The organism is Klebsiella sp. M041, assembly GCF_059759695.1.
In genome coordinates this window covers 200,300-222,413 of record NZ_JCAXWU010000010.1, presented here as the reverse complement: position 1 = coordinate 222,413, position 22,114 = coordinate 200,300, and the positions used below count along the sequence as shown (strand labels likewise).

General features: G+C 60.1%; 21 protein-coding genes, 1 tRNA gene and 2 pseudogenes. 16 read left to right on the top strand and 8 right to left on the bottom strand.

The annotated features are described in order from the left end of the window. Window positions 1–195 precede the first annotated feature (195 nt). Window positions 196–1,620: an exodeoxyribonuclease I gene (gene sbcB, locus AC6CWS_RS15545; protein WP_021313318.1), complete on the bottom strand. Its 1,425-nt coding sequence runs from the start codon at window positions 1,618–1,620 to the stop codon at window positions 196–198. Window positions 1,621–1,800: 180 nt separating this feature from the next. On the opposite strand from sbcB, the gene dacD reads away from it, so the two are divergent. The 6 genes from dacD (at window position 1,801) to cobT (ending at window position 7,418) form a co-directional block, all read left to right on the top strand. Further along, a complete protein-coding gene (dacD, locus tag AC6CWS_RS15540) occupies window positions 1,801–2,964 on the top strand; it encodes a serine-type D-Ala-D-Ala carboxypeptidase DacD (RefSeq protein WP_023290332.1) in 1,164 nt (387 codons plus the stop codon). Between the two features lie 185 nt (window positions 2,965–3,149). Further along, the gene (gene sbmC, locus AC6CWS_RS15535) at window positions 3,150–3,623 is read left to right on the top strand and encodes a DNA gyrase inhibitor SbmC (protein ID WP_130941707.1); all 474 of its coding nucleotides are present in this window, start codon (window positions 3,150–3,152) and stop codon (window positions 3,621–3,623) included. 98 nt (window positions 3,624–3,721) lie between these two features. Then, entirely contained in the window at window positions 3,722–4,780 is a 1,059-nt protein-coding gene (locus AC6CWS_RS15530; RefSeq protein ID WP_004203544.1) for an FUSC family protein, read from the top strand. 167 nt (window positions 4,781–4,947) lie between these two features. After that, entirely contained in the window at window positions 4,948–5,271 is a 324-nt protein-coding gene (locus AC6CWS_RS15525) for a DUF496 family protein (RefSeq protein ID WP_002911883.1), read from the top strand. A 311-nt stretch (window positions 5,272–5,582) separates the two neighbouring features. Next, the gene (cobS, locus tag AC6CWS_RS15520) at window positions 5,583–6,323 is read left to right on the top strand and encodes an adenosylcobinamide-GDP ribazoletransferase (protein ID WP_023290330.1); all 741 of its coding nucleotides are present in this window, start codon (window positions 5,583–5,585) and stop codon (window positions 6,321–6,323) included. 27 nt (window positions 6,324–6,350) lie between these two features. Next, window positions 6,351–7,418 (top strand): nicotinate-nucleotide--dimethylbenzimidazole phosphoribosyltransferase, encoded by a 1,068-nt coding sequence (gene cobT, locus AC6CWS_RS15515; protein ID WP_130941706.1) that lies wholly within the window; start codon window positions 6,351–6,353, stop codon window positions 7,416–7,418. A gap of 45 nt (window positions 7,419–7,463) precedes the next feature. On the opposite strand, the gene AC6CWS_RS15510 is transcribed toward cobT, so the two are convergent. Then, a complete protein-coding gene (locus tag AC6CWS_RS15510; protein WP_004203536.1) occupies window positions 7,464–8,573 on the bottom strand; it encodes an adenosylhomocysteinase in 1,110 nt (369 codons plus the stop codon). Between the two features lie 199 nt (window positions 8,574–8,772). Here AC6CWS_RS15510 and AC6CWS_RS15505 point away from each other — a divergent pair, with 199 nt between their 5' ends. Next, complete coding sequence (locus AC6CWS_RS15505; RefSeq protein ID WP_065881018.1) at window positions 8,773–9,504, top strand: HPP family protein; 732 nt, start codon at window positions 8,773–8,775, stop codon at window positions 9,502–9,504. 21 nt (window positions 9,505–9,525) lie between these two features. Here AC6CWS_RS15505 and AC6CWS_RS15500 read toward each other — a convergent pair whose 3' ends face one another. Further along, window positions 9,526–9,915, bottom strand: a complete 390-nt coding sequence (locus AC6CWS_RS15500; RefSeq protein WP_023290327.1) for a tautomerase family protein — start codon at window positions 9,913–9,915, stop codon at window positions 9,526–9,528. Window positions 9,916–10,031: 116 nt separating this feature from the next. On the opposite strand from AC6CWS_RS15500, the gene AC6CWS_RS15495 reads away from it, so the two are divergent. Next, window positions 10,032–10,988 carry a LysR family transcriptional regulator gene (locus AC6CWS_RS15495; RefSeq protein ID WP_048297844.1) on the top strand — a complete coding sequence of 319 codons (957 nt, stop codon included), beginning with the start codon at window positions 10,032–10,034 and terminating at the stop codon, window positions 10,986–10,988. Here the strand turns inward: AC6CWS_RS15495 and AC6CWS_RS15490 are convergent. Both AC6CWS_RS15490 and shiA read right to left on the bottom strand, forming a co-directional pair. After that, window positions 10,948–11,688, bottom strand: coding sequence for a lipoyl protein ligase domain-containing protein (locus AC6CWS_RS15490; protein ID WP_130941704.1), 741 nt, complete (start codon window positions 11,686–11,688; stop codon window positions 10,948–10,950). The genes AC6CWS_RS15495 and AC6CWS_RS15490 overlap by 41 nt on opposite strands. 46 nt (window positions 11,689–11,734) lie before the next feature. Then, window positions 11,735–13,054: pseudogene (gene shiA / locus AC6CWS_RS15485) on the bottom strand (shikimate transporter). Window positions 13,055–13,359: 305 nt separating this feature from the next. Here shiA and AC6CWS_RS15480 point away from each other — a divergent pair. The 4 genes from AC6CWS_RS15480 (at window position 13,360) to AC6CWS_RS15465 (ending at window position 16,674) form a co-directional block, all read left to right on the top strand. Beyond that, a complete protein-coding gene (locus tag AC6CWS_RS15480; RefSeq protein ID WP_032428930.1) occupies window positions 13,360–13,857 on the top strand; it encodes a putative pterin-binding protein in 498 nt (165 codons plus the stop codon). 10 nt (window positions 13,858–13,867) lie between these two features. Continuing rightward, window positions 13,868–15,778, top strand: coding sequence for a putative bifunctional diguanylate cyclase/phosphodiesterase (locus tag AC6CWS_RS15475; RefSeq protein WP_032428929.1), 1,911 nt, complete (start codon window positions 13,868–13,870; stop codon window positions 15,776–15,778). A 223-nt stretch (window positions 15,779–16,001) separates the two neighbouring features. Next, window positions 16,002–16,334: a TehB family protein gene (locus AC6CWS_RS15470; protein WP_002911866.1), complete on the top strand. Its 333-nt coding sequence runs from the start codon at window positions 16,002–16,004 to the stop codon at window positions 16,332–16,334. Window positions 16,335–16,338: 4 nt separating this feature from the next. Beyond that, complete coding sequence (locus AC6CWS_RS15465) at window positions 16,339–16,674, top strand: DUF1869 domain-containing protein (RefSeq protein ID WP_057216128.1); 336 nt, start codon at window positions 16,339–16,341, stop codon at window positions 16,672–16,674. A 5-nt stretch (window positions 16,675–16,679) separates the two neighbouring features. Here AC6CWS_RS15465 and AC6CWS_RS15460 read toward each other — a convergent pair whose 3' ends face one another. Continuing rightward, complete coding sequence (locus AC6CWS_RS15460) at window positions 16,680–17,594, bottom strand: LysR substrate-binding domain-containing protein (RefSeq protein WP_049013775.1); 915 nt, start codon at window positions 17,592–17,594, stop codon at window positions 16,680–16,682. A gap of 131 nt (window positions 17,595–17,725) precedes the next feature. Between AC6CWS_RS15460 and AC6CWS_RS15455 the strand changes: the two genes are divergently transcribed. From AC6CWS_RS15455 to AC6CWS_RS15445, 3 genes are all read left to right on the top strand, one after another. After that, window positions 17,726–18,301: a hypothetical protein gene (locus AC6CWS_RS15455; protein ID WP_498256414.1), complete on the top strand. Its 576-nt coding sequence runs from the start codon at window positions 17,726–17,728 to the stop codon at window positions 18,299–18,301. Window positions 18,302–18,493: 192 nt separating this feature from the next. Beyond that, window positions 18,494–19,330, top strand: coding sequence for an alpha/beta fold hydrolase (locus tag AC6CWS_RS15450; protein WP_023290318.1), 837 nt, complete (start codon window positions 18,494–18,496; stop codon window positions 19,328–19,330). Between the two features lie 204 nt (window positions 19,331–19,534). Next, the gene (locus AC6CWS_RS15445; protein ID WP_023290317.1) at window positions 19,535–20,506 is read left to right on the top strand and encodes a sensor domain-containing diguanylate cyclase; all 972 of its coding nucleotides are present in this window, start codon (window positions 19,535–19,537) and stop codon (window positions 20,504–20,506) included. Here AC6CWS_RS15445 and AC6CWS_RS15440 read toward each other — a convergent pair. Together AC6CWS_RS15440 and AC6CWS_RS15435 are read right to left on the bottom strand one after the other, a co-directional pair. Further along, window positions 20,503–21,606 carry an AarF/UbiB family protein gene (locus tag AC6CWS_RS15440; protein WP_130941703.1) on the bottom strand — a complete coding sequence of 368 codons (1,104 nt, stop codon included), beginning with the start codon at window positions 21,604–21,606 and terminating at the stop codon, window positions 20,503–20,505. The genes AC6CWS_RS15445 and AC6CWS_RS15440 overlap by 4 nt on opposite strands. A gap of 253 nt (window positions 21,607–21,859) precedes the next feature. Continuing rightward, window positions 21,860–21,935 (bottom strand) — tRNA-Asn (locus AC6CWS_RS15435). 5 nt (window positions 21,936–21,940) lie between these two features. Here AC6CWS_RS15435 and AC6CWS_RS15430 point away from each other — a divergent pair. Further along, window positions 21,941–22,045, top strand: a pseudogene (locus AC6CWS_RS15430) (DUF5951 family protein); the annotation flags it as partial. Window positions 22,046–22,114: the final 69 nt, after the last annotated feature.

Here is a 22,114-nt window from a genome sequence, read left to right as displayed (position 1 = left end):
GCCTTACCCGGGCTACTCAGGTACCAGCGCCCAGGCCCGGTAAGGCGAAGCCGCCCCGGGCAAAAAGGTAAGCACGAACCGGGGATGCAATGCCCGGCGGCGCTGCGCTTGCGCGGGCCTACGGTCAGGTGTCCTCCCCGGTCATCGTTTGTAGCCCGGGAAAGGCGTTAGCCGCAACCCGGGAATTTCAGCCAATCAGACAATATCCTGCGCGTACTGCCACAGCGCCTTCAGCTGCGCCAGCTTCTCTTTATCATCCGCATATTGCTGATACAGCATCTGCAGCTCATCGGCATAGGCCTGCAAAAACTCAGGCGTAAATACCTGACGACGGTGCTCTAACCAGCGCTGCTGCTCATGTTCATCGAGCGTGCCGGGGAAGTTGCGCGCCCGGTAGTTAAACAGCAGGCGTTCGATGCGCTTGTCGGCGAAGGTGATATCCAGCGCCGGCAGATTGCGCGGTTCGGTTTCCAGCACGATTTTCATCGCCGCGCGGTCGGCATCGCTAAAGAACCCATTGTAAAGCTGGGCGTCGACGTTTTCGGACGGCACGAACGGCTCGGCTTCGGCATACACCGCCACCACTTTCTCCCGCACCTGCGGATTCGCCCGCAGCAGCTGGGCATTCTCCAGACAGCGCTGAATGGAGATCCCCAGCCGGTCGGCATCCTGCGGGCGCAGGGTATTGGCCTGGGCCAGCACCGGACATTTGTTCAAATGCACCAGCTTAATCGGCGCCGCCGGCAGATCGCCAAGCTCGGCGCGCGGGGTGTAAAGCCGCTCGCGCAGGGCGTCCGCATCCAGCTCCAGCAGCGGCGCCATATCCCCCGCCAGATCGACCATAATCACCGCATTGCGGTTTTCCGGATGCCAGGCCAGGGGCGCCACCAGGCTGGTGTTGCCGCGCGCGGCGCCGAACATGCCGGAGACATGCACCAGCGGCTTCATCTGCGGCACGTCGATGAGCGTCGCCAGCTTGCGCTTATTGCGGTGGCTGTAGAGATAGTCAAACAGCCGCGGCTGCCGGGTTTTCACCAGCTTCGCCATGGCGATGGTGGCGTACACGTCGGCCATCGCGTCATGGGCGTTCTGGTGTTCAATACCGTTGGCGACGGTCAGATGTTCAAGGCGGAAGCTCGGCAGACCCTCGTCATTTTCCGGCCAGGCGATCCCTTCCGGACGCAGGGCATAGCAGGCGCGCATCACGTCGAGCAGATCCCAGCGCGAGTTATCGTGCTGCCAGCTCCAGGCATAAGGGTCATAGAAGTTGCGATAGAAGATATTCCGCGTCACTTCGTCATCAAAGCGCACGTTGTTATAGCCGACGATGCAGGTTTGCGGCACCGTGAACAGATCGTGGATGCGGCGGGCAAACGCGGCCTCGTTATCCCCTTTGGCCAGCGCTTCCTGCGGGGTGATCCCGGTGATCATTACCGCCTGCGGCTGCGGCAGGTAATCGTCAGCGGGCTTGCAGTAAAACACCTCGGGCTCGCCCAGCACGTTTAACTCCGCGTCGGTGCGGATGGCGGCGAACTGCGCCGGCCGGTCAAGGGAAGGGCTGGTGCCGAAGGTTTCATAATCGTGGAATAAAAATCCGGGCTGGTTGACGCTGTCTTGCATAGTCTGTTCATTATCCGTGGTGGCGTGCGACCGGTATGGTAAACGATTTGCCCGGTCATCAGAAGGGTAACGGCAAGCAACATCCTCCGCCGTGTCATATTTTCTTGCAATTAAACCCTGATATGAAACGCGAAGTTCCGTAAAAAGGACGGCGGATCTGTAAATCTAGAGGATATGCCGTTGAAAGGCCGTTTGTTTATTGCTGTATCTTTGCTCGCTTCGAGCGTTTCCTGCGCATTTGCCGTCGACTTACCTGCTACGGTCGCGCCGCCTTCCATTCAGGCTGGCTCCTGGGTGCTGATGGATTACACCACCGGTCAGGTACTGACCGCGGGTAACGAACATCAGCAGCGCAATCCTGCCAGCCTGACCAAATTAATGACCGGCTACGTGGTCGATCGCGCCATCGACAGCCATCGTATCACCTTTGACGATATCGTCACCGTGGGGAAAGACGCCTGGGCGAAGGGCAACCCGGTGTTCGACGGGTCATCCCTGATGTTCTTAAAGCCAGGGGATCGCGTCAGCGTCCGCGACCTCAGCCGCGGGCTGATTGTCGACTCCGGCAACGACGCCTGCGTCGCGCTGGCTGACTATGTCGCCGGCGGTCAGCCGCAGTTTGTCGCCCTGATGAATCAGTATGTCGAAAAACTGCATCTGCAGGATACCCATTTCGAAACCGTCCACGGCCTCGATGCCCCGGGCCAGCACAGTTCGGCCTATGACCTGGCGGTGCTGTCGCGGGCGATTATCCATGGTGAGCCTGACGTCTACCACATGTACAGCCAGAAAAGCCTGACGTGGAACGGCATTACCCAGCAAAACCGTAACGGTCTGCTGTGGGATAAAACCCTGAACGTCGATGGCCTGAAAACCGGACACACGTCGGGCGCCGGGTTCAACCTGATCGCCTCGGCGGTGGATGGCCAGCGTCGGCTGATCGCCGTGGTGATGGGGGCCGACAGCCCGAAAGGCCGCGAGCAGCAGGCCGCGAAACTGCTGCACTGGGGGCAGCAAAACTTCGACACCGTGCAGGTGCTGCAGAAGGGGCAGAAGGTCGGCAGCGAGCGCATCTGGTACGGCGATAAAGAGCAGATTAAGCTCGGCACCGATCAGGATTTCTGGTTAGCGCTGCCGAAGGCGGAAGTGTCGCGGATTAAGGCGAAATACGTGCTGGATAAAAAGGATCTGGAGGCGCCGATCGCCGCCAACCAGCGGGTCGGCGAGATTTCGCTGTATGACGGCGACAAGGTCGTGGGCCACTATCCGTTGGTCACCCTCGAAAGCATTAATAAAGGCGGGGTGTTCTCGCGAATGAGCGATTACCTGCACCACGAGCTGTAACCACGCCAACCGCCTCTTTGCAGGCGGTTTTTTTTCGCCTGCCGCCCGGCAGACACGGTGACAACATCGCCGTTTTTTTCATCAGCCGCAATGGCGACTCTGTGAATTCGCGCACATACTGAGGGGGGATCTCCTGTTAAATTAACTGTATATTCATACAGTCATTTATCTCCAAAGGAGGCAAGATGAACTACAGCGTCACCCCCCTCGGCAAGAAAACCATTGCCGGTTTCCATCTGGTCGGGCCCTGGGATCAAACCGTCAGGCAGGGGTTTGAGCAACTGATGATATGGGTTGAGGGCCAGCAGGTGCCCGCCCGCGAGTGGCTTGCCGTCTACTACGATAACCCGGAGGACGTGCCGGCGGAAAAACTGCGCTGCGCCACCGTGGTCGCGGTTGACGAGGATTACGTCATTCCCGCCAACAGCGAAGGGGTGATCATAACGGCGATTGCCGGCGGGGATTACGCCTGCGCCCGCGCGCGGGTGGTGGATCACGACTTCGCCACCCCGTGGAGGCAGTTTTTCGACAGCCTGCTGCAGAGCACGGCGTATCGCATCGCCCCTCAGCCCTGCTTTGAGGTCTATCTTAACGACGGCAACCACGACGGCTACTGGGAAATCGACATGTATGTTCCCGTCGCCCGCGTCGCGTCGTAGCGATTTACCCCTGTTCCGGACAAGGATTTTTACATTCCCGGCACGCTCCGGGCGAAAAAGCAGTTACAATTGGCCTTTTCGTTTTGCCGGAGAGGGTTGTGCGCGCTGATAAATCACTCAAGCCATTTGAGATCCGCTTGTATCGCCATTATCGGGTGGTGCATGGTGTGCGGATTGCGCTGGCCTTTGTGCTCACCTTTTTGCTGGTGCGGCTGCTGAACGTGCCTGAGGGGACCTGGCCTCTCATCACCCTGGTGGTGGTAATGGGGCCGATCTCCTTCTGGGGCAACGTCGTGCCGCGGGCGTTTCAGCGCATCGGCGGCACGATCCTCGGCTCGGCGCTGGGGCTGGTGGCGCTGAAGCTTGAGCTTATCTCGCTGCCGCTGATGGTCCTCTGGTGCGCGGCGGCGATGTTCCTCTGCGGCTGGCTGGCGCTGGGCAAGAAACCCTATCAGGCGCTGCTGATCGGCATCACCCTGTCGGTGGTGGTCGGGGCGCCGCCGGGCGATATGCATACCGCGCTGTGGCGAAGCGGCGACGTGATCTTCGGCTCGCTGCTGGCGATGCTGTTTACCGGTATCTGGCCACAGCGGGCGTTTATCCACTGGCGCATCCAGATGGCCAGCTATGTCACCAACTTCAACCGCCTCTACCAGGCCGGCTTCTCGCCAAATCTGGTGGATCGGCCGCGGCTGGAAAAGCATCTCCAACAGGCGCTCAACGACGTCGTCAAAATGCGCGGGCTGATCACCCCCGCCAGCAAAGAGACGCACATCCAGAAGGCGATCTTCGAGGCTATCCAGACCGTCAGCCGCAACCTCGTGTGCATGCTGGAGCTGCAGATCAACGCCTGGTGGGCAACCCGTCCGGGCCACTTCGTCATGCTCAATGCGCACACCCTGCGGGAGACGCAGCAGATGACCCAGCAGACGCTGTTGGCCATCGCCCACGCGCTGTACGAAGGGAACCCTCAGCCTGTGCGCGCCAATAATGAAAAGCTGAATGAGATCGTCCTCGAACTGCGCCAGCTGATGAAAGAGCAGGGTGACGATAGCCTGGCGGAAACCCCGATCCATGGCTATGTTTGGCTCTCTATTGAACTGGCGCGCCAGCTGGAGCTGCTGTCGCATCTGATCTGCCGCGCGTTGCGCAAATAAGCACCAGATGCACCGGGTAACTGCATGGGTTGTTTCGATTCAGCAGCGTTTAGGGTTATGATAAACGCAAAGGAAAAAACATTGTCATCAGCGACTGCTAGCAGTTATGTTAGCCCTATAACGCAGTCGCTTTACGAATCCGAATCTCAATTATTAGGGGTGTAAAAATGGAAACAACTAAGCCTTCTTTCCAGGACGTACTGGAGTTTGTTCGTCTGTACCGTCGTAAGAACAAACTGCAGCGTGAAATTCAGGACGTTGAGAAAAAGATCCGTGATAACCAGAAGCGCGTTCTGCTGCTGGACAACCTCAGCGACTACATCAAACCGGGCATGAGCGTGGAAGCCATCCAGGGCATCATCGCCAGCATGAAGAGCGATTACGAAGACCGCGTTGATGACTACATCATCAAGAATGCCGAGCTGTCCAAAGAGCGCCGCGACATCTCTAAAAAACTGAAAGTGATGGGTGAAGCCAAAGTCGAAGGCTAATCCCAGCTGTCCGGCGGCGGTCAGCGTCGCCGGGCTGTTCTGCACTACCACCTCCCGTCTCTTTTTCTGCGAAAACTTTGTGCCGGCAACTGCCTCTTTCCACCGACTCTTTGCTATACTGCCCCGCGAAAACGTATTGATATCGGAAAGGTTTCTCTCATCCTGGCCGGGCATCTGACGCAGCGGCGTCAGGGCGATATCTCAACACCTCTCACCTCTCCGACGATCGATTCGCCAGAAGACATACTCAGGTGCTGACCGGGCGCGACAGAATCTCTTCCGCTGCTTTCGCCGACAGGAGTCAACCCCACGTGATTAAGTCATTCTTTGCCGCACTCTCGTTTATCAGCCGTCTGCCGGTCCCGGCGCGGTTATCTCAGGGCCTGGAGATCGAACAGTACCAGCGCAGTATCGTCACCTTCCCGCTGGTCGGTTTATTGCTCGGCGCCATCGCCGGCGCGGTGGTGTACCTCCTGCAGCCGTGGTGCGGCGTCCCGCTGGCGGCGCTGTTCGGCGCGCTGGCGCTGGCGCTGCTCACCGGCGGATTTCACCTTGACGGGCTGGCCGATACCTGCGACGGCATCTTCTCCGCCCGCACCCGCGATCGAATGCTGGAGATCATGCGCGACAGCCGGCTGGGTACCCACGGCGGGCTGGCGCTGATTTTTGTGCTGGTGGCGAAGGTGCTGGTGGTCGGCGAACTGCTGCTGCGCGATGTCAACCCCATCGCGGCGCTGGCGGCGGCCTGCGCCGTCGGTCGCGGAATGGCGGTGCTGCTGATGTATCGCCATCGCTATGCGCGGGAAAAAGGGCTGGGCAATCTGTTTATTGGCAAAATTAGCCTGCAGCAGACGCTGGTGACGATGGCGCTGGCGATCGCGCTGGCCACCGCCCTGCTGGGGCTGCAGGGGCTGCGCGCCGCGCTGATCGCCCTGGTGCTGATCTGGGGTCTGGGGTGGGCGCTGAAGCGAACCCTCGGCGGGCAGACCGGGGATACCCTCGGAGCGGCGATCGAGCTGGGTGAATTACTCTTTTTACTGGCGCTACTGTAAGGCCTGGCATCAACGGTGAGGAACAGAATGGAAACACTTTCGGCGTTACTGGCTGCCATTCCGCAGCCCGATGTGACGGGCATGGCGCGCGCGCAGCAGCATATTGATGGCCTGTTAAAGCCGCCCGGCAGCCTTGGCCGTCTGGAGAGCCTGGCGGTACAGCTGGCCGGTCTGCCGGGGCTGCAGGGGCAGCTGGCGCTGACTGAAAAAGCCATCGTGGTCATGTGCGCCGACCACGGCGTCTGGCATGAAGGCGTGACCCCTTCCCCGCAGGCGGTGACGGCCATTCATGCCGGCAATATGGTGCGGGGCAACACCGGCGTCTGCGTGCTGGCGGCGCAGGCCGGCGTGAGAGTGGAGGTGGTGGATGTCGGCATCGACGCCGAGCCGCTGCCGGGCCTGATCAACCTCAAGGTGGCCCGCGGTAGCGGGAATATCGCCCGGACGGCGGCGATGAGCCGTCAGCAGGCGGAGACGGTGCTGCTGGCCAGCATGCGTTTCACCCGCCAGCTCGCCGCCGACGGGGTGAACGTCTTTGGCGTGGGGGAGCTGGGGATGGCCAATACCACCCCGGCCGCTGCGACGATCAGCGTCCTGACCGGCAGCGACCCCGACGCGGTGGTGGGCTGCGGGGCCAATCTGCCGCTGGCGCAGCGGGGCCATAAGGTGGCGGTGGTGCGCCAGGCGATCGCTCATAACCAGCCGAACCCGGCGGACGGGCTGGAGGTGCTGGCGAAGGTGGGCGGTTTTGATCTGGTGGGTATGACCGGGGTGATCCTCGGGGCGGCCTCCTGCGGCCTGCCGGTGGTGCTGGATGGCTTCCTCTCCTACGCTTCGGCTCTGGCGGCCTGCCGCATGGCCCCGGCGGCGCATCCGTATCTTATCCCTTCGCACCTGTCGGCGGAGAAAGGAGCGCGGATCGCCCTCGACGCGCTGGGTCTGCGCCCGTATCTCGATATGGACATGCGCCTGGGGGAGGGCAGCGGCGCCGCGCTGGCCATGCACCTGTTGGATGCCGCCAGCGCGATGTACCACCAGATGGGGACCCTGGCGCAGAGCAACATTGTGCTGCCCGACAGCGCGCCAGCGTCCTGATGAAAAAGCGCATCGTCTCCACTATAGGGGGACGATGCGCTGCGTTTACAGCGCCTGCTGCCAGACCGCCTGCGGCAGTAGGTAAACCTGCGCCGGGGCGCGCATACCGTCGCTGACAATATGGCCGATACCGCTGGCCATCACCGCCAGGGTGACGTCAAAGGCGTTAAGGCTGTCGCCGAAGCCGGCGGTCAGGTTGAGCATCGAGCCATTGGCCATCAGGTAGACGGTTTTGTCAGCCATGCGGTAGGCGTTGATATACGGCATCACCTCTTCCTGAGGGTACTGGCGCAGGTACTCGCCGTCGATCTCTTCCGCCACGTGGCCGACGTTAAGGATAAACACGCCCGCTTTCGCCCGGTCCAGCGCCTGGCGATTAACCACGTTTTTACCGCCTGTCGCGGTGGCTACCACGTCCGCCGAGGCGATAGCCTCCTGGAGATCGACCACGTGCCAGCCGTCATAGGCCGCCTGCAGCCGACGGGCAGGATCGATCTCCGCCACCATCACCTGGCCGCCAAAGGCTTTTGCCGCCGCCGCGACGCCCTGGCCAACCAGGCCGTAGCCGATCACCAGCACTTTTTTCTCATGCAGGGTGAGATGAGTGGTCTGGAAGAAGGTGTGCCAGGCGGTGAGTCCGACCATATGGCGGTTATGTAGCCCCTCTTTGACCGGCAGATCGTCCCAGTTAAAGATCGGATAGCCGGGCTGAATATCCCCCAGCCGATTGACGCCGGAGCCGGTGGCTTCCAGACCCGCCACGATGTTGCCGAACTCGCCGCGCTGATGGAGGAGGGTGGTGATATCGGCCCCCATTTCGCACAGGTGAGTGGGCTGCCAGGCGATCGCTTTTTCCCATGACTGTTGCCAGTCGGCATCGCTCATATTGCGCCAGGCGCAGGCCTCGGCGCCGCGCTCCACCAGCCAGGCCACCACGTCGTCCTGTACGGTGGTGGGGTTACAGGTGGTTAAAAAGACCTGAGCACCCTTGTCGAGGATCCCCTGCACCAGCGGGATCATTTTCATGTCGAGGTGCATACAGCAGGCAAGGCGGACGCCGCTGAGGTCGGGCAGGGCGGCGACCTGACGCAGGGTACGCGGCATATTCTGGCTGGCCCATGCCACTTCTTTCGCTAAAGAGATTTTATTATTCACTGGGTTATGACCTTCAGTTCGCAAAAGGGGTATCCCCCTGACAGAAAAGGGATTCTATCAGCCCGGGCGAGAATTCACAGCCCTGCGCCGCCCGGAAATCGCCGCCCGCGCGATCCCCTGCTAAATACAGGGTTGTTAATGTAAGGTTAAAAAAAGAAAATAAAATATAAGTAACTCCTATGATCTGAGCGATAAAGCGATGTTGAGTGTCATTCCCGCAGGCCTGTTTTCACGGCTGCGGATTTTCCTTGGGCGGCTGAAGCCGCACGCGCTGCCGGTGGCTCGTCGGCATATTGTGCTGGGCTCCATCGGCGCCGGCACCGGGCTGGCGGTGACCAGCATGTTCAGCCACTGGCTGCTCGGCGAAGTCAACCTGTGGTTTATTGCCCCCATGGGCGCATCGGCGGTACTCCTGTTTGGCGTGCCGAGCAGTCCGCTGGCGCAGCCGTGGTCGATTGTCGGCGGTAATGTGCTGTCGGCGCTGATCGGCGTCACGGTGGGGATTCTGGTGCCCGACCCGGCGCTGGCCTGCGGGCTGGCGGCGGCGCTGGCCATCGCCGGGATGTATTTTCTGCGCTGCCTGCATCCTCCCGGCGGCGCGGTGGCCCTGACGGCGATCCTCGGCGGCGCCGGGGTACACAGCGAAGGCTATCACTTTGTGCTGACGCCGGTGCTGCTCAACTCGCTGATGCTGGCGCTGCTGGCCATCGTGTTTAACAATCTGGTTGGCCGCCGCTACCCCCATCCGCTGGCGGCGGAGGAGGTCAAATCCCGTGCGGTGCCGCTGGGCATTTCGGTTACCCGGGAAGATATTCACGCCGCCCTGCTGGAAGGCCAGTTCCTCGACATTGACGAAGACGATGTCCAGGAACTGCTGGAAAATATCGAACAGCAGGCGCGCCAGCGCATCGCGGCGGCAGGCCGCCGCTGACAGCGCCCTCCCGGCCGCGGCTTAGAGATCGCCGGTAAGATACTGCGCGACCCCGCGGCCAAAACTCCAGTCGCCTTTCTGGTTGCTGATAATCGACACCATCACATCATCGCCGCTCAGGCCGCAGTGCTCCGCCAGCTCCTCCTGCAGAATGGCGAAGAAACGCTGCTTCTGCGCGTCGCTGCGCGGGCTGGTATAGACCCGCACCACCACCTGATCCCGCGTGCGGGTCAGTCCGAGGCCGGTGTCTTCAATCACCATATGGTGGGCTTTGTTTTCGTGAACAATCTGGTAGCGGTCGCGTTCCGGTACCTCGAAGGCGCGCAGCACGGCGCGATGAGCGGCATCCAGCAAGGTTCTGATCTCCTGTTCCGTACGGCCTTCAATCAGGTCAAATGTCAGTAATGGCATGCAGGTGGTCCTTATCGTTAGGGAATAATCGCTGTCTGATATGGATGCTAGCCGATGCCGTCGCGGGCAAAAACCGCTATAGTTGAATACATTGTTTTTACTGGTGAACAATCAATATGAGCGAGAGTCGTCCGGAGAGTTACTGGGCCCATCTTTACTGGCTGACGGTGCTGGAAGAGCAGAAAAGCTATACCCGGGCCGCGGAAAAGCTGGGGATCAGCAAGTCGGCCATCAGCCAGAAAATCAGCGAGCTGGAGCGGGTGACCGGTAAAACGCTGGTCCATCGCACCACCCGCAGCGTCAGCCTCAGCGACGACGGGCTACGGCTGGTGGCGGAGCTCAGTGAGCCGTTTGGCCAGCTGCGGGATATTTTCACCGGCGCCTGCGATGAGGGCGGACCGCTGCGGGGGACGTTGCGCCTGACCGCGCCGGTGGCCTTTTCCCGTCAGCAGCTGGTGCCGGCGATCGCGCCCTTTTTACATCAACATCCCCAGCTGCATCTGCAGCTGGAGGTGACCGACCGGCTGGTCTCTCTCGGCAGCGAAGGGTTCGACCTCGCCATCCGCCACTGTCGGCGCGAGGCGCTCCCGGACACCCACGTCGCCTGGCCGCTGTGCCACACGGCCACGCTGATCGTCGCATCCGCCGACTATATTCGCCGCCATGGCCGCCCGGAGACGCCCGACGATCTGCGTCAACACCAGTGCCTGACCTATCCCCGTGGGCCCCAGCGCCCGCAGTGGACGTTCGCCTCCCGCCAGACGCCCGATGAGCGGGTGACCATCAACGTGCAGGGGCCGTTCGCCACCAACAACAGCGAGTCGCTGCGCGATGCGGTGCTGGCGGGGTTGGGGGTGGCGCTGCTGCCGGATTTTAGCGCCCGGGAGGCTATCGGCCGCGGGCTGGTGCAGGAGCTGCTGCCGGCGTGGCAGCCGGTGGAGGTGTTCGCCGATCGGCTGTACGTCATCCGGCCCTATACTCCGCGGGTGTCGCGCGCGGTGGAGACCTTTAGCCGCTACCTGAAAGCGACCTTCAGCGAGCCGCGTCCAGCTCCCGGGCCAGCGCCTCGCTGAAGCGGGGGAGCAGATGGCGCTCGCCGGGAAGCAACTGCGCCAGGGTGACGGTTTTGTCGGCGCGGTAGACCCGCCCGCTGCCGAGCTGCGCTTCGAAGGCGTTCGCCGCCTGATGCGCCGCGCTAAGATCGACGTCAATAAGGATCACCGCATGGGCCAGCACCACATGGCCGCCGCTCGCCGTCAGCGGCCGCCAGTACTGGGCGGTACCGACAATCTTGCGCGCCTCCTCTTCCTCTCCGCAGGCGAGGTTATACCGGCCATCGCAAAAGGAACCGCTCACCGCCCGGGCGTGGCTGGCAACGCCGAAGCGCGCGAAGGTGCGCTGCAGCACAGCGCACAGGGAGTGATAGATGGGTTCGGCGGCCTCGCCGAGCGGCTGCTGCACCGGCCAGGCGAGGCTGAGGTTGATAATCCCCGGCCCCTGGGGCACCAGACCGCCCCCGGAGCGGCGAAGCCATACCGGCCAGCCCCGCGCGGCAAAATGCGCGCTGACCGCCGGCAGGTCCGCAAACTGACGATAGCTCCCCGGCACCACGAATCCCTGCGGCGCCTGCCAGAGCTGGGCGACGGCCTCGCCGGCGCCGGCTTTGGCAAACAGCGGTTGTTCCGCCTGGGTGGGGTCCTCGCAAAACTGCAGCGCCAGCGAGGCGGGGGTAAAGCGGCGTGGCCAGCAGTCGGCCAGGGGCAACAGAGACATGCGTTCTCCTTACCGGAGGGCGCGGGTCGCGCCCTCCGAAGGCTGGTCAGTCGACGGTATGCTTTTTCATCAGCAGCGCGGTGAGCGCTGACAGCAGGCATCCCGCGGTCAGATAGAGGGCCACGCTGTGCCAGGAGCCCCCGGAGAAGGTGACCAGCGCCGCGGCGATAAAGGGCGTAAAGCCGCCGCCGACCACGCTCGCCACCTGGTAGCCGACGCCGGCGCCGCTATAGCGATAGCTGGCGCCGAACAGCTCGGTAAACATCGGCTGCTGGACGCAGACCACCATATCATGGGCGATATTGGCCAGCATCAGGGCGAAGAACAGGATCCAGAAAACGGACTGACTCTCCAGCGCCATAAAGAACGGAAAACCGCTCAGCGTGCCGATCAGCGCCCCGGTAATATAGATCCGCCGACGGCCAAAGCGGTCTGCCAGCCAGGCGAAGCAGGGGATAGTCAGACAGCTGAGGCCGCCCACCAGCAGGCCGATGTTGAGGAACAGCTCGCGCGGCAGGCCGAGGTTTTGCGTCGAGTAGTTGAGGGCGAAGGCGGTGACGATGTACATGGTCAGCAGTTCGCACAACCGCAGGGCAATAATCAGTAAAAACGCCCCGGGATGGCGAAGCAGGGCTTCCACTACCGGCAGCCGCTTTTTCACCTGCGGCGCGTTGGCCTGGCTCTGCTGGGCTTCAAACTCCTGCGATTCGGCCATACCGTTACGGATCCACAGCGCAATCAGGACCAGCGCCACGCTGAACAGGAAGGGTAAGCGCCAGCCCCAGCTGAGGAACTGCTCGTCGGTGGTCAGGCTGCTGATCAGCGATACCAGCCCGGTGGAGAGCAGCAGGCCGACGCCGTAGCCCACCTGCACCCCGCTGCTGTAAAAGGCTTTTTTTCCCTTCGGCGCGTTCTCCACCGAGAGCAGCGCCGCGCCGCCCCATTCGCCGCCGACGGCAAAGCCCTGAACCGCCCGCAGGAACACCAGCAGCACCGGCGCCCACCAGCCGATCTGACTGAATGAGGGGAGCAGGCCGATGCAGGCGGTGGCGATACCCATCATCCAGACGGTCATCATCAGCATCCGCTTGCGCCCGAGACGGTCGCCGAAGTGGCCAAAGATAATCCCGCCCAGCGGGCGAAAAAGAAACCCGACGCCGAAGGTGGCAAACGCGGCAAGGGTGCCCATCGCCGGGCTGATTTGCGGGAAAAATTCGCGGTTAAACACCAGCGCGGCGGTAATGCCATAGAGAAGAAAATCGTACCAGTCGACCACGGCGCCGGCAAAGCTGCCTCATGCCGCCCGCCGGGCCCGATGCAGCGAATCCGGCGCCTCACCGGGCTGCACGCTTATTGTTGAATCCATACCCTGTCCTGTCAGTCACGTAATTCGTTGTTATTGGAATGAGACGCTTTTCGCGTAGCGTCTGCACTGAGACTACCGCGCAGCGGCCGTGGAGGAAAGTAGTTTGCCTGCTAAGCGGCGAGCTGTTGCAAAAATAAGCGACCGGAAAGGCGGGCGAAATCACACCCTTTACTAAACATTCTGGCAATTTGCCAGCAAGCTTATACTTTTAATTAAATCAACGGATAACAAAGAGGAGCACCTTTTAAGAATTGACGTAAATGGTTTACACTTAACATGTCTCCTTCTCTGGAATGGTGAGTTAAATGCGTCTACTTCTTGCAGTTTTATTTTGTTCTGTCATGTTGCCTTCTGCTTATGCTGAAAAACTGCCTGCGCCGACAGGAAAACCTGTACTGACCATTTCCGGCAAAATCGGAAATACGAACGTCGGTGACAAGGCGGTTTTTGATCTCGCGATGCTGGAAAAGCTGGGCATGAAGACGGTGGAAACCACCACCCCCTGGTACACCGGCAAGGTCCGTTTTGACGGCATTCCCCTTAATAAACTCATGGATTTAGTCGGCGCTAAAGGCCAATCCGTCCGCGTGCTGGCGCTCAACGACTACACCACCATTATCCCGATGGACGATTTTTATAAATTCCCGGTCATTATGGCGTTAAAAATGAACGGCCAATATATGCGCGTTCGGGATAAAGGCCCGTTATTTATCGTCTACCCTTACGACAGCAGCGCTGAATTACAGAACCAGATCTATTATTCCCGATCGGCCTGGCAAGTTTCTAAGATTATAATAGAGTAAGGGTCGGATCTTGAATCGAATACTCACGGCTATTATTTTGTCGTTGTTTATTGTGACTGGATATATTACTTATCTGGTGCATGAGCGACAAAGTGAGTTGCAAAAATTTACCCGCTATACGGACTCGTGGTCAATGTCGCAGATGGTATCGGAATATATGCGACTGGAGTCTCGTCTGGCGGGAATGGCGATTGGGGCCGAAGGGGCGGACCACGATGAGGTGCGCCTGCGCCTCGAGATCATGATGAGCCAGATCGAACTCCTGCAGGAGGGCGATCTGGGTCGCTTTATTAATAAAAGCGAACAGCGGAAGGCGGTGGTCGCCACGCTGATCCGCAATCTCCATTTGCTTGATAAACAAGTTGATACCATGACGCCGGCGCAGGTTAAAGCGATCCTGCCGGTGTTAAGCGAACTGGATGGCCCCCTGACCTCAATGGCGGCCGCCACGCTGACGCAAGATATTAATATCGTTAATATCACCCATGATAAAATTCAGCATCTCTATTATATCTACTCGGTGATCTCCATTCTGCTGATCGCCATGTGTATTTCCCTCGGGCTGCTGATGCTGCGGCAGAATAATAACCTGCGGCGCGCCCACGTTCGTATGAAAACCCTGGCCAACGATCTGCAGGCCTCGAAAGAGAAGCTGCAGGTGCAGAACCGTCGACTGCAGTACGATGCCTACCATGATTCGCTGACCGGTATGCCCAACCGTCTCTCTTTCTGGCAGCGTCTGCAGGAGATCGTCAATCAGGTGCGCCCCTATAATGGCTGCGCCGTGGTGATGCTTTTCGACCTCGACAGCTTTAAGGATGTAAACGATACCCTCGGGCATGACGCCGGCGATAAGCTGCTGCAGGATCTGGCCAGCCGCCTCTCTTTTTTCCGTAAAACCTCAGAGACGTTGTATCGTCTCGGCGGCGATGAGTTCGCGATGCTCTCTTACGATCTGACCGAAGAGATGGCGCTCGAGCGGGCCAATGTTATCCGGGAGAAGATCAGCCAGCCCTATCAGATCTACGATGCGCAGATTAATATCGACGCCTGCATCGGGATCGTGATCTCTGATGGCGAAAGCCGGACCGATTATCTGTACAAGTGCGCCGACCTCGCCCTGTATGAGGCGAAAAAAGAGGGCAGCGGCCATGTGCAAATTTTCCGGCCCGGAATGCTGCAGCGTCTGCAGGAGAATAAATCGTTTGAAGACGATCTGCTGCAGGCCCTGGCCCATGACGAATTCAAAGTCTACTACCAGCCGATCGCCGATACCGTTACGCGCGAAATCTACGGTTATGAAGCGCTGGTTCGCTGGTTCCATCCGGTGCGCGGCGCCGTGCCGCCGACGGTGTTTATCCCGGTGGCAGAGAAAATCGGCCTTATCAATGCCCTCGGCGAGTGGGTGCTGAAAACCGCCTGTGCCGAAGCGGCCAGCTGGGCGACGCCGCTCAAGGTCTCGGTCAACGTTTCACCGATTCAGCTGATGAACACCTCGCTGACCGACACCATTATCAGCGTATTGCAGCAGACTGGACTCGATCCGCGACGGCTGGATCTGGAGATCACCGAGTCGGATGTGTTCAATGAGAACACCCGTTCGCTGGAAATTCTCAGCCAGCTGCGCGAGCAGGGCATTCAAATCTCCATCGATGACTTTGGTACCGGCTATTCTTCGTTGTCGCGTTTAAGCTACTTCCCGTTCGATAAAATCAAAATCGACCGCTCGTTTGTTATCAATATTCCGGAGCAAAAAGACGATCTGGATATCGTGCGCCTGATTATCAGCATGGGAAAGAGCCTGCATATGCGCATTGTGGCTGAAGGGGTGGAGACCGAAGAGCAGTTGGCCTCGCTGCAGGCGCTGGGCTGCGACCTGGTGCAGGGTTATTTAATCGGCAAACCGAGTCCGCTGCGCTAAATGAAATATGAAGGCCCTTAAAGATATTATTCCGGGCGATTTCAGCAAGCTGAAATCGCCTTTTTTATTTTCCCTTAGCGCTAATCCCAGAGGGGTATAAAAAGGAGTAGAGGTAAAATTCGCCAGGAAAATAATATCCTTCACCTTTGAAAGAGGTATATGATATGCATCATATAGGCTATTTCTGACCGTATCTTTTGCGACGGTAAAGTGAGGCGCAATCATGCAGCGAATTATTATTCCCACCCATTACGTTCATACCCGCAGCACGCCGCTGTGGACTAAGGAGACCGCCCCGGCCTCTATCTGGCGCCGCCATCTGGACGCTGGCACCCGCCAGGGGGTCTATCCCCGGCTGTCGGTGATGCAGGGGGCGATCCGCTATCTCGGCTATGCCGATGAAACCAGCCCCGAACCGGTTGAAACCCTGACCATTGAAGCCGGCCAGTTTGGCGTTTTTCCGCCGGAAAAATGGCACTGCATTGAGGCCCTCTCGGAGGACACGGTTTTTAATGTCGACTTCTATGTTGATCCGAAAATTCTCATCGAGGGATAAAATTATGAACAGTGAAAATAAAGGTTACACCTTAGCGGTAGAGAATAGCCGGCTTCAGCGGAAACAAGAAAAAATATTCCTCAAACCGATGGTCTTGTATATTCCGCAGCAGGCGGTGGAGGCCGTTAATGGGCTGCTGAGCGATCTGCCAGACGACAATTTAGAGGGGGAGTTTGTGCTGACGGTCACCAATAACAATAACGGCGTCTCGGTCGATAAAAGCTTTTCCTCGCTGGCGGCGCTGCGCGACCCGCTTACCGCGGCCGATGCGGTGAAGGAGCTGATCAATATCGTCCGCGGCTATGAGTCCGACGAAGAGACCAACGTTTGCGGCTGGTAAGGCCGCTATCCCGCTGCCGGCTGGCCGCTGTCGCCCAGGGCCATCTGACCCACCAGCCACTCCCGCAGCGCGATAATATCCGCCCGCTGCGCTGCCGCTTCGGTGGTGACCAGATAGTAGCTGGCGCCCGGCAATGCGCCGCTGAATGGCGCGGATAACACCCCGCGCTGCAGCAGATCCCGCGCCAGCAGTTCGCTGGCGATCACCGCCCCCTGGCCGGCCACCGCCGCCTGCAGGGCATGGGTTTCATCGCTAAAGGTTAACCCCGCGTCAATATTCAGCGTCGGCGGTCCATAGCGGCGACGCCAGTTCTCCCAGCTCGGCGAATCGGCCGGTACGTGCCGGTTGGCGACGTGAAACAGCGTCACCTGCGCCAGATCGTCAGGCCGGCTGAGGGCCAGCGTCGGGCTGGCGACCACGATAAAGCGATCCTTATGCAGCAGGGTACAGCACAGATCCGGCTCGGGCGTTTCGCGATAGCGAATCGCGGCGTCCACCGTGCCCAGATGCAGATCCACCCGTTCGACGCTGGTGTGCAGACGCAGGTCGATAGCCGGAAAGCGGGCGGTGAAGTCCGCCAGCCGTGGCACCAGCCAGTGGGTGAGAAAATTGGAGGTGGTGGTGACGGTTAAGGATGGCGGCTGGCGGGCCTGGGCTATCTGGACGACGGCCTGCTCCAGGGCGCTGAAGGCGCGCTGGGTAGCGGCGTAGAGGATCTCACCATCGGCGGTCAGGCTGACGCCCTGCGCGCTGCGTTCGCAGACCCGGCACTCCAGGACCGATTCCAGCAGTTTAATCTGATGGCTGACCGCCGTCGCGCTGACGCCGAGCGCCCCGGCGGCCAGTTTAAAACTACGCTGGCGAGCGACGGCGTGAAAGGCGCGCAGGGCACCCAGCGGCGGCAGGCGGGGGGTTCTCATGGCTGAGTTTTTCTCATCTATGGCTGAAAACTATGCGTTTGTGTGTCCCTGTATAGTGGCGATAGGCTACGGGCATGTAAAGACGATGACATGAGTTATTTTCATGCCGTTTAATGTGTCAGGAGCTGAATATGCACGTTTTACACCACCATGCCGTCGCGAAGGAGGGGGGAACCATCGACCCGCGCGGTCGCGCCATCGCCCTCAGCGTGGTCTTCGCCGCCGGGGCCTTGCTGTTCATCATGGCCCCCGTTATCGGGGAGAGCGGCACGCTGGGTCTGCTGGCGCTCCTGATCGCTGCCTTCGGCGCCGGATGGGGATTCGCGCGCGCGCAGCCCTGGCTCTATCGGGCGCCCCTGACGGCGACGCGCTGGGCCTTCCTGGTGTCGGCGGCCGGCTGGCTGCTGGCGCTGGTGGCCTGGTATGGCGGCCAGGCCTGGCCGGCGCTCCTCCCCGGCGTGACGTTCGGCAGCGCGGGGGCGGCTGTCGCCTGGCGCATTGCCGCCGGGCGGGCGGCACTGTCGGGGCGCCGCGCCGGCGGCGCCACGGCGCTGAGCGTGGCTGTCGCTATCGCGGCGACGCTGCTGACCTGGCATACCGCCGGGGCAGGACGCGGCGGCGTGAACTTTGCCTTTGCCGTGCTGCTGGACTGGGCGCTGCTCGGCGCGCTGATTGTGCGGATCCGCCAGCAGGAGAGTGCGGCGTAGCCGCCGCCGCTTGCCGGGTTCAGGCGAGCCGATCAAGCGAAACGGGATAAGTCGTCCGGCGGGGTGATAAATTTCTTCTACACTGTTACTGGCATCACATTCCTGCGCGGCTGGCTTCTCAGCCGGCCGCCGTCGGCATTCAGTCCAGGCACGGGCCTGCAGGCTGGTTATCCTGAAAGAGGAGTCTGTAACATGGCATTTGTCACCACCCAAGACGGCGTCAATATTTACTTCAAAGACTGGGGTCCAAAGGAAGCTCAGCCGATTGTTTTTCATCACGGCTGGCCGTTAAGCGCCGACGACTGGGATAACCAGATGTTGTTTTTCCTTGCCGAAGGCTTTCGGGTCATCGCCATCGACCGCCGGGGCCATGGCCGCTCCGATCAGGTCAGCGAGGGGCATGATATGGACCATTATGCGGCAGACGTCTCGGCGGTAGTGGAGCATTTGGATCTGCACAATGCGGTCCACGTCGGGCACTCCACCGGCGGCGGCCAGGTCGCCCGCTACGTGGCCCGCTACGGCCAGCCGCAGGGGCGGGTGGCGAAGGCGGTGCTCATCAGCGCCGTTCCACCGCTGATGGTCAAAACCGAACAGAATCCTGGCGGCACGCCGATCGAGGTGTTTGACGGTTTCCGCAAAGCGCTGGCGGCTAACCGCGCCCAGTTCTATCTCGACGTCGCCTCTGGCCCGTTCTATGGCTTTAATCGTGACGGAGCGGAGGTGTCGCAGGGGACTATCCAGAACTGGTGGCGACAGGGGATGATCGGCAGCGCCAAAGCCCATTATGAGGGCATTAAGGCGTTTTCAGAAACGGACCAGACCGAAGATCTTAAGTCGATTACGCTGCCGGTGCTGGTCATGCAGGGCGATGACGATCAGGTGGTTCCCTATAAAAATGCCGCTATCCTGCAGGACCAGCTGCTGCCCAACAGCCAGCTGATCGTTTACCCTGGCTTCCCGCACGGGATGCACACTTCCCACGCCGATACCATCAACGCCGATCTGCTGGCGTTTATCCGCGCCTGATCTTCCCTTTCGCCGGGCGGAATGCCGCAATGGCCTTCCGCCAGCGCCCCGGCCGCCCGTCGCCGGGGCGCGCCGGTTGACGAGCAGGGGAAATCTGCTTAACTCATGGGATACCTGACGACTATTTTCCCCCTGGCAGGATAAAACGCCGGGTTTCCCGCGGGAAGCCCGGTGGAATTCTGCGCAAGAGACAAGAGAGAGACAATGAAATTAGCCGGACTTCATCCCGACGAGCAGCGTCGCCTGCAATCGCTTCGCTCTTCCGGGCTGTTGAATAGCGGAAAAGAAGAACGCTTTGATCGCCTGACCAGGCTTGCCCGTTCGCTGTATAACCTGCCGGTGGCGTCCATCAGCCTGGTAGGGGAAGATCTGCTGCATATCAAATCCTGTGCCGGTCTGGATGTGGACACGGTGCCGAGAGACATTTCATTTTGCGCCCATACCATTTTGCAAACCGACCCGCTTATCGTTAACGACATGCAGCAGGACGAGCGTTTTCACGACAACCCGCTGGTGATCCAGGCGCCGTTTATCCGCTTTTACGCCGGGTACCCGGTGCAGCTGCCGGATGGCGCGACGGTGGGGTCATTTTGTCTGATGGATCATCAGCCGCGTTCGTTTTCCGCGCATGAAATGCAGATCTTAAGCGATCTGGCGGCGATCGTGGAGGATGAGTTCAAGGTGCTGGATGCGGCAACCTCTGATGAGCTGACGGGACTGTTTAACCGCCGGGGATTCCTCACCCTGGCCGAGTATGCCCTGCTGACGGCCCAGCGCCGTCATGAGCCGGTCAGCCTGGCGTTTGTCGACCTCGATCGCTTTAAGCACATCAACGATACCTGGGGGCATGAAGAGGGCGATCGCGCGCTGATCGCCATCGCCGATTTGATGAAAGCCGCCTTCCGTGAATCCGATATCCTCGCCAGGCAGGGAGGCGATGAGTTTATTATTCTGTTCGCCAATACCAGCCGCCACGATGCCGCGGCGGCGATGGAGACGCTCAGCCACAACGTAGCGCGTTTCAACCAGCAGGCGGCTCACCCCTGGCAGCTGGCGTTCTCCTGGGGCTGCGTGGAGTACGATCCCGCCAGCCACCCCAGTCTCAACGCGCTGGTGGCCACTGCCGACCGCCTGATGTATCAGGCGAAGCAGAAACAGGGGCGCGAGCGCCGTTAATCCTTTGCGGCGGCGGCATTCAGCAGGTACTCCTGCGCCTGCTGCCGCTTCTGCGCATAGTCACCGAGCAGCGCCTGCTGCGATTTCCCGGCGTTGTCATAAAACAGGCCGCCCTGATCGGCGATAAAGTGATAATGCTGTTCCAGCTGGCCTATCACCCAGTCGATACGTTGCAGGGTGAGCAAGGTGCAGGACTGGCCATGCAGGTCGTCTTCAATATCCAGCACGTGTGAGCGGAAGGCCTCCAGGGCAAATAACCGGCTCAGCGCGGCAGGGTCCGCCAGCGCCGTCTCCCAGCGCGCCGTTATCTGCTGAAAATGAGCCTGCACCTGCGGGGATGCCCGCCGGGCGCGAAGCCAGACCAGCTTGCGCCGGTAGCTTTCGACCGCCAGCCGCTTCATCTCGCGATACTGCGCCAGCTGCTGTTCGGTATCGGGCACCCGGGTCATCAGCCAGCTAAAAAAGAAGCGGGTCTCAAAGCGCTCGACAAAGTGAAACAGGGGATCGGCCAGACCGTTGCTGTTGAATTCTCTCAGCGGGTCGAAGGGATACATATAGCCAAAATCGAACAGCCACAGCTGCTCCTCCCGGTCCACCAGCAGGTTCCCGCTACAGAGATCCCACTCCATCAGCCCCTGCTCCTCACAGGCTTCCAGCGTGGTGAACAGCTGAGCGATCAGCGGCGGGGTCAACTGGTGAATCGGCTCGCCATCGATCCAGGGGGAGAGGAGGATGCCGAGGCGATAATCGGCATACAGCGTCGGGACGATGTGGGTGAAGCGCGGCGCGGTATTTGGGTCATCCTTCAGCCGTTGCAGCGCCTGCCGGCGCTGTACCTCGTTTAAAAACGACAGCTGGCCGTTAAGGTTGGCAACGCCGGCGACGGCGCGTCGTTTCTTTAAATTGTACTCCTTGCCGGCGATGCGCAGCCGGTAAACCTCGCCGGTCAGCCCCGAACCGTATACCTGCACCACATAGGGTGAATCCGCAGCCAGCGCGGCGAGGGTCTCCGGCGGCAGTGGACATTGATTGACGTCGCCGACGATAAGAGGTTCTCCGCTGCGATCGAACGCCTGCTGCTGCTGTTGTCTGAGGTTCATGGCGCCTCCTTAAAAGACATGGGACAGAGTGATTTATCCACGCTATCTCACCCGCAAGCGGCAGCAAAATCATCCTACCGCCAGGCGCTTTTTCAGGCTGAGCGGTGGCGCGTTCACGGAGGATACCTGGGGCGTAGGGCGGCGGCCCTGACGCCGTTGTCAATGAGGTGTTTGCCAGGCTGGGTGCGATTCTGAGTTAACGCCAGAGACGCAAGAAAGCAAAAAGCCTGCTCGAAAGCAGGCTTTTTAAATTTGGCTCCTCTGACTGGACTCGAACCAGTGACATACGGATTAACAGTCCGCCGTTCTACCGACTGAACTACAGAGGAATCGTGTGGAGTCGTATCTTAGCGGCGAAAAATCTTTTGTCAAACATCAATTCGCCCGTTCAGGTGCAACTGCCGCTTCCATCAACAATTTGTTGTCATTTCCGACAATGATTACGGAAAAATACTTTGCAGGATATCCATTTCTCGATCATCATTTGAAATGTTGTTTCAACATCTCT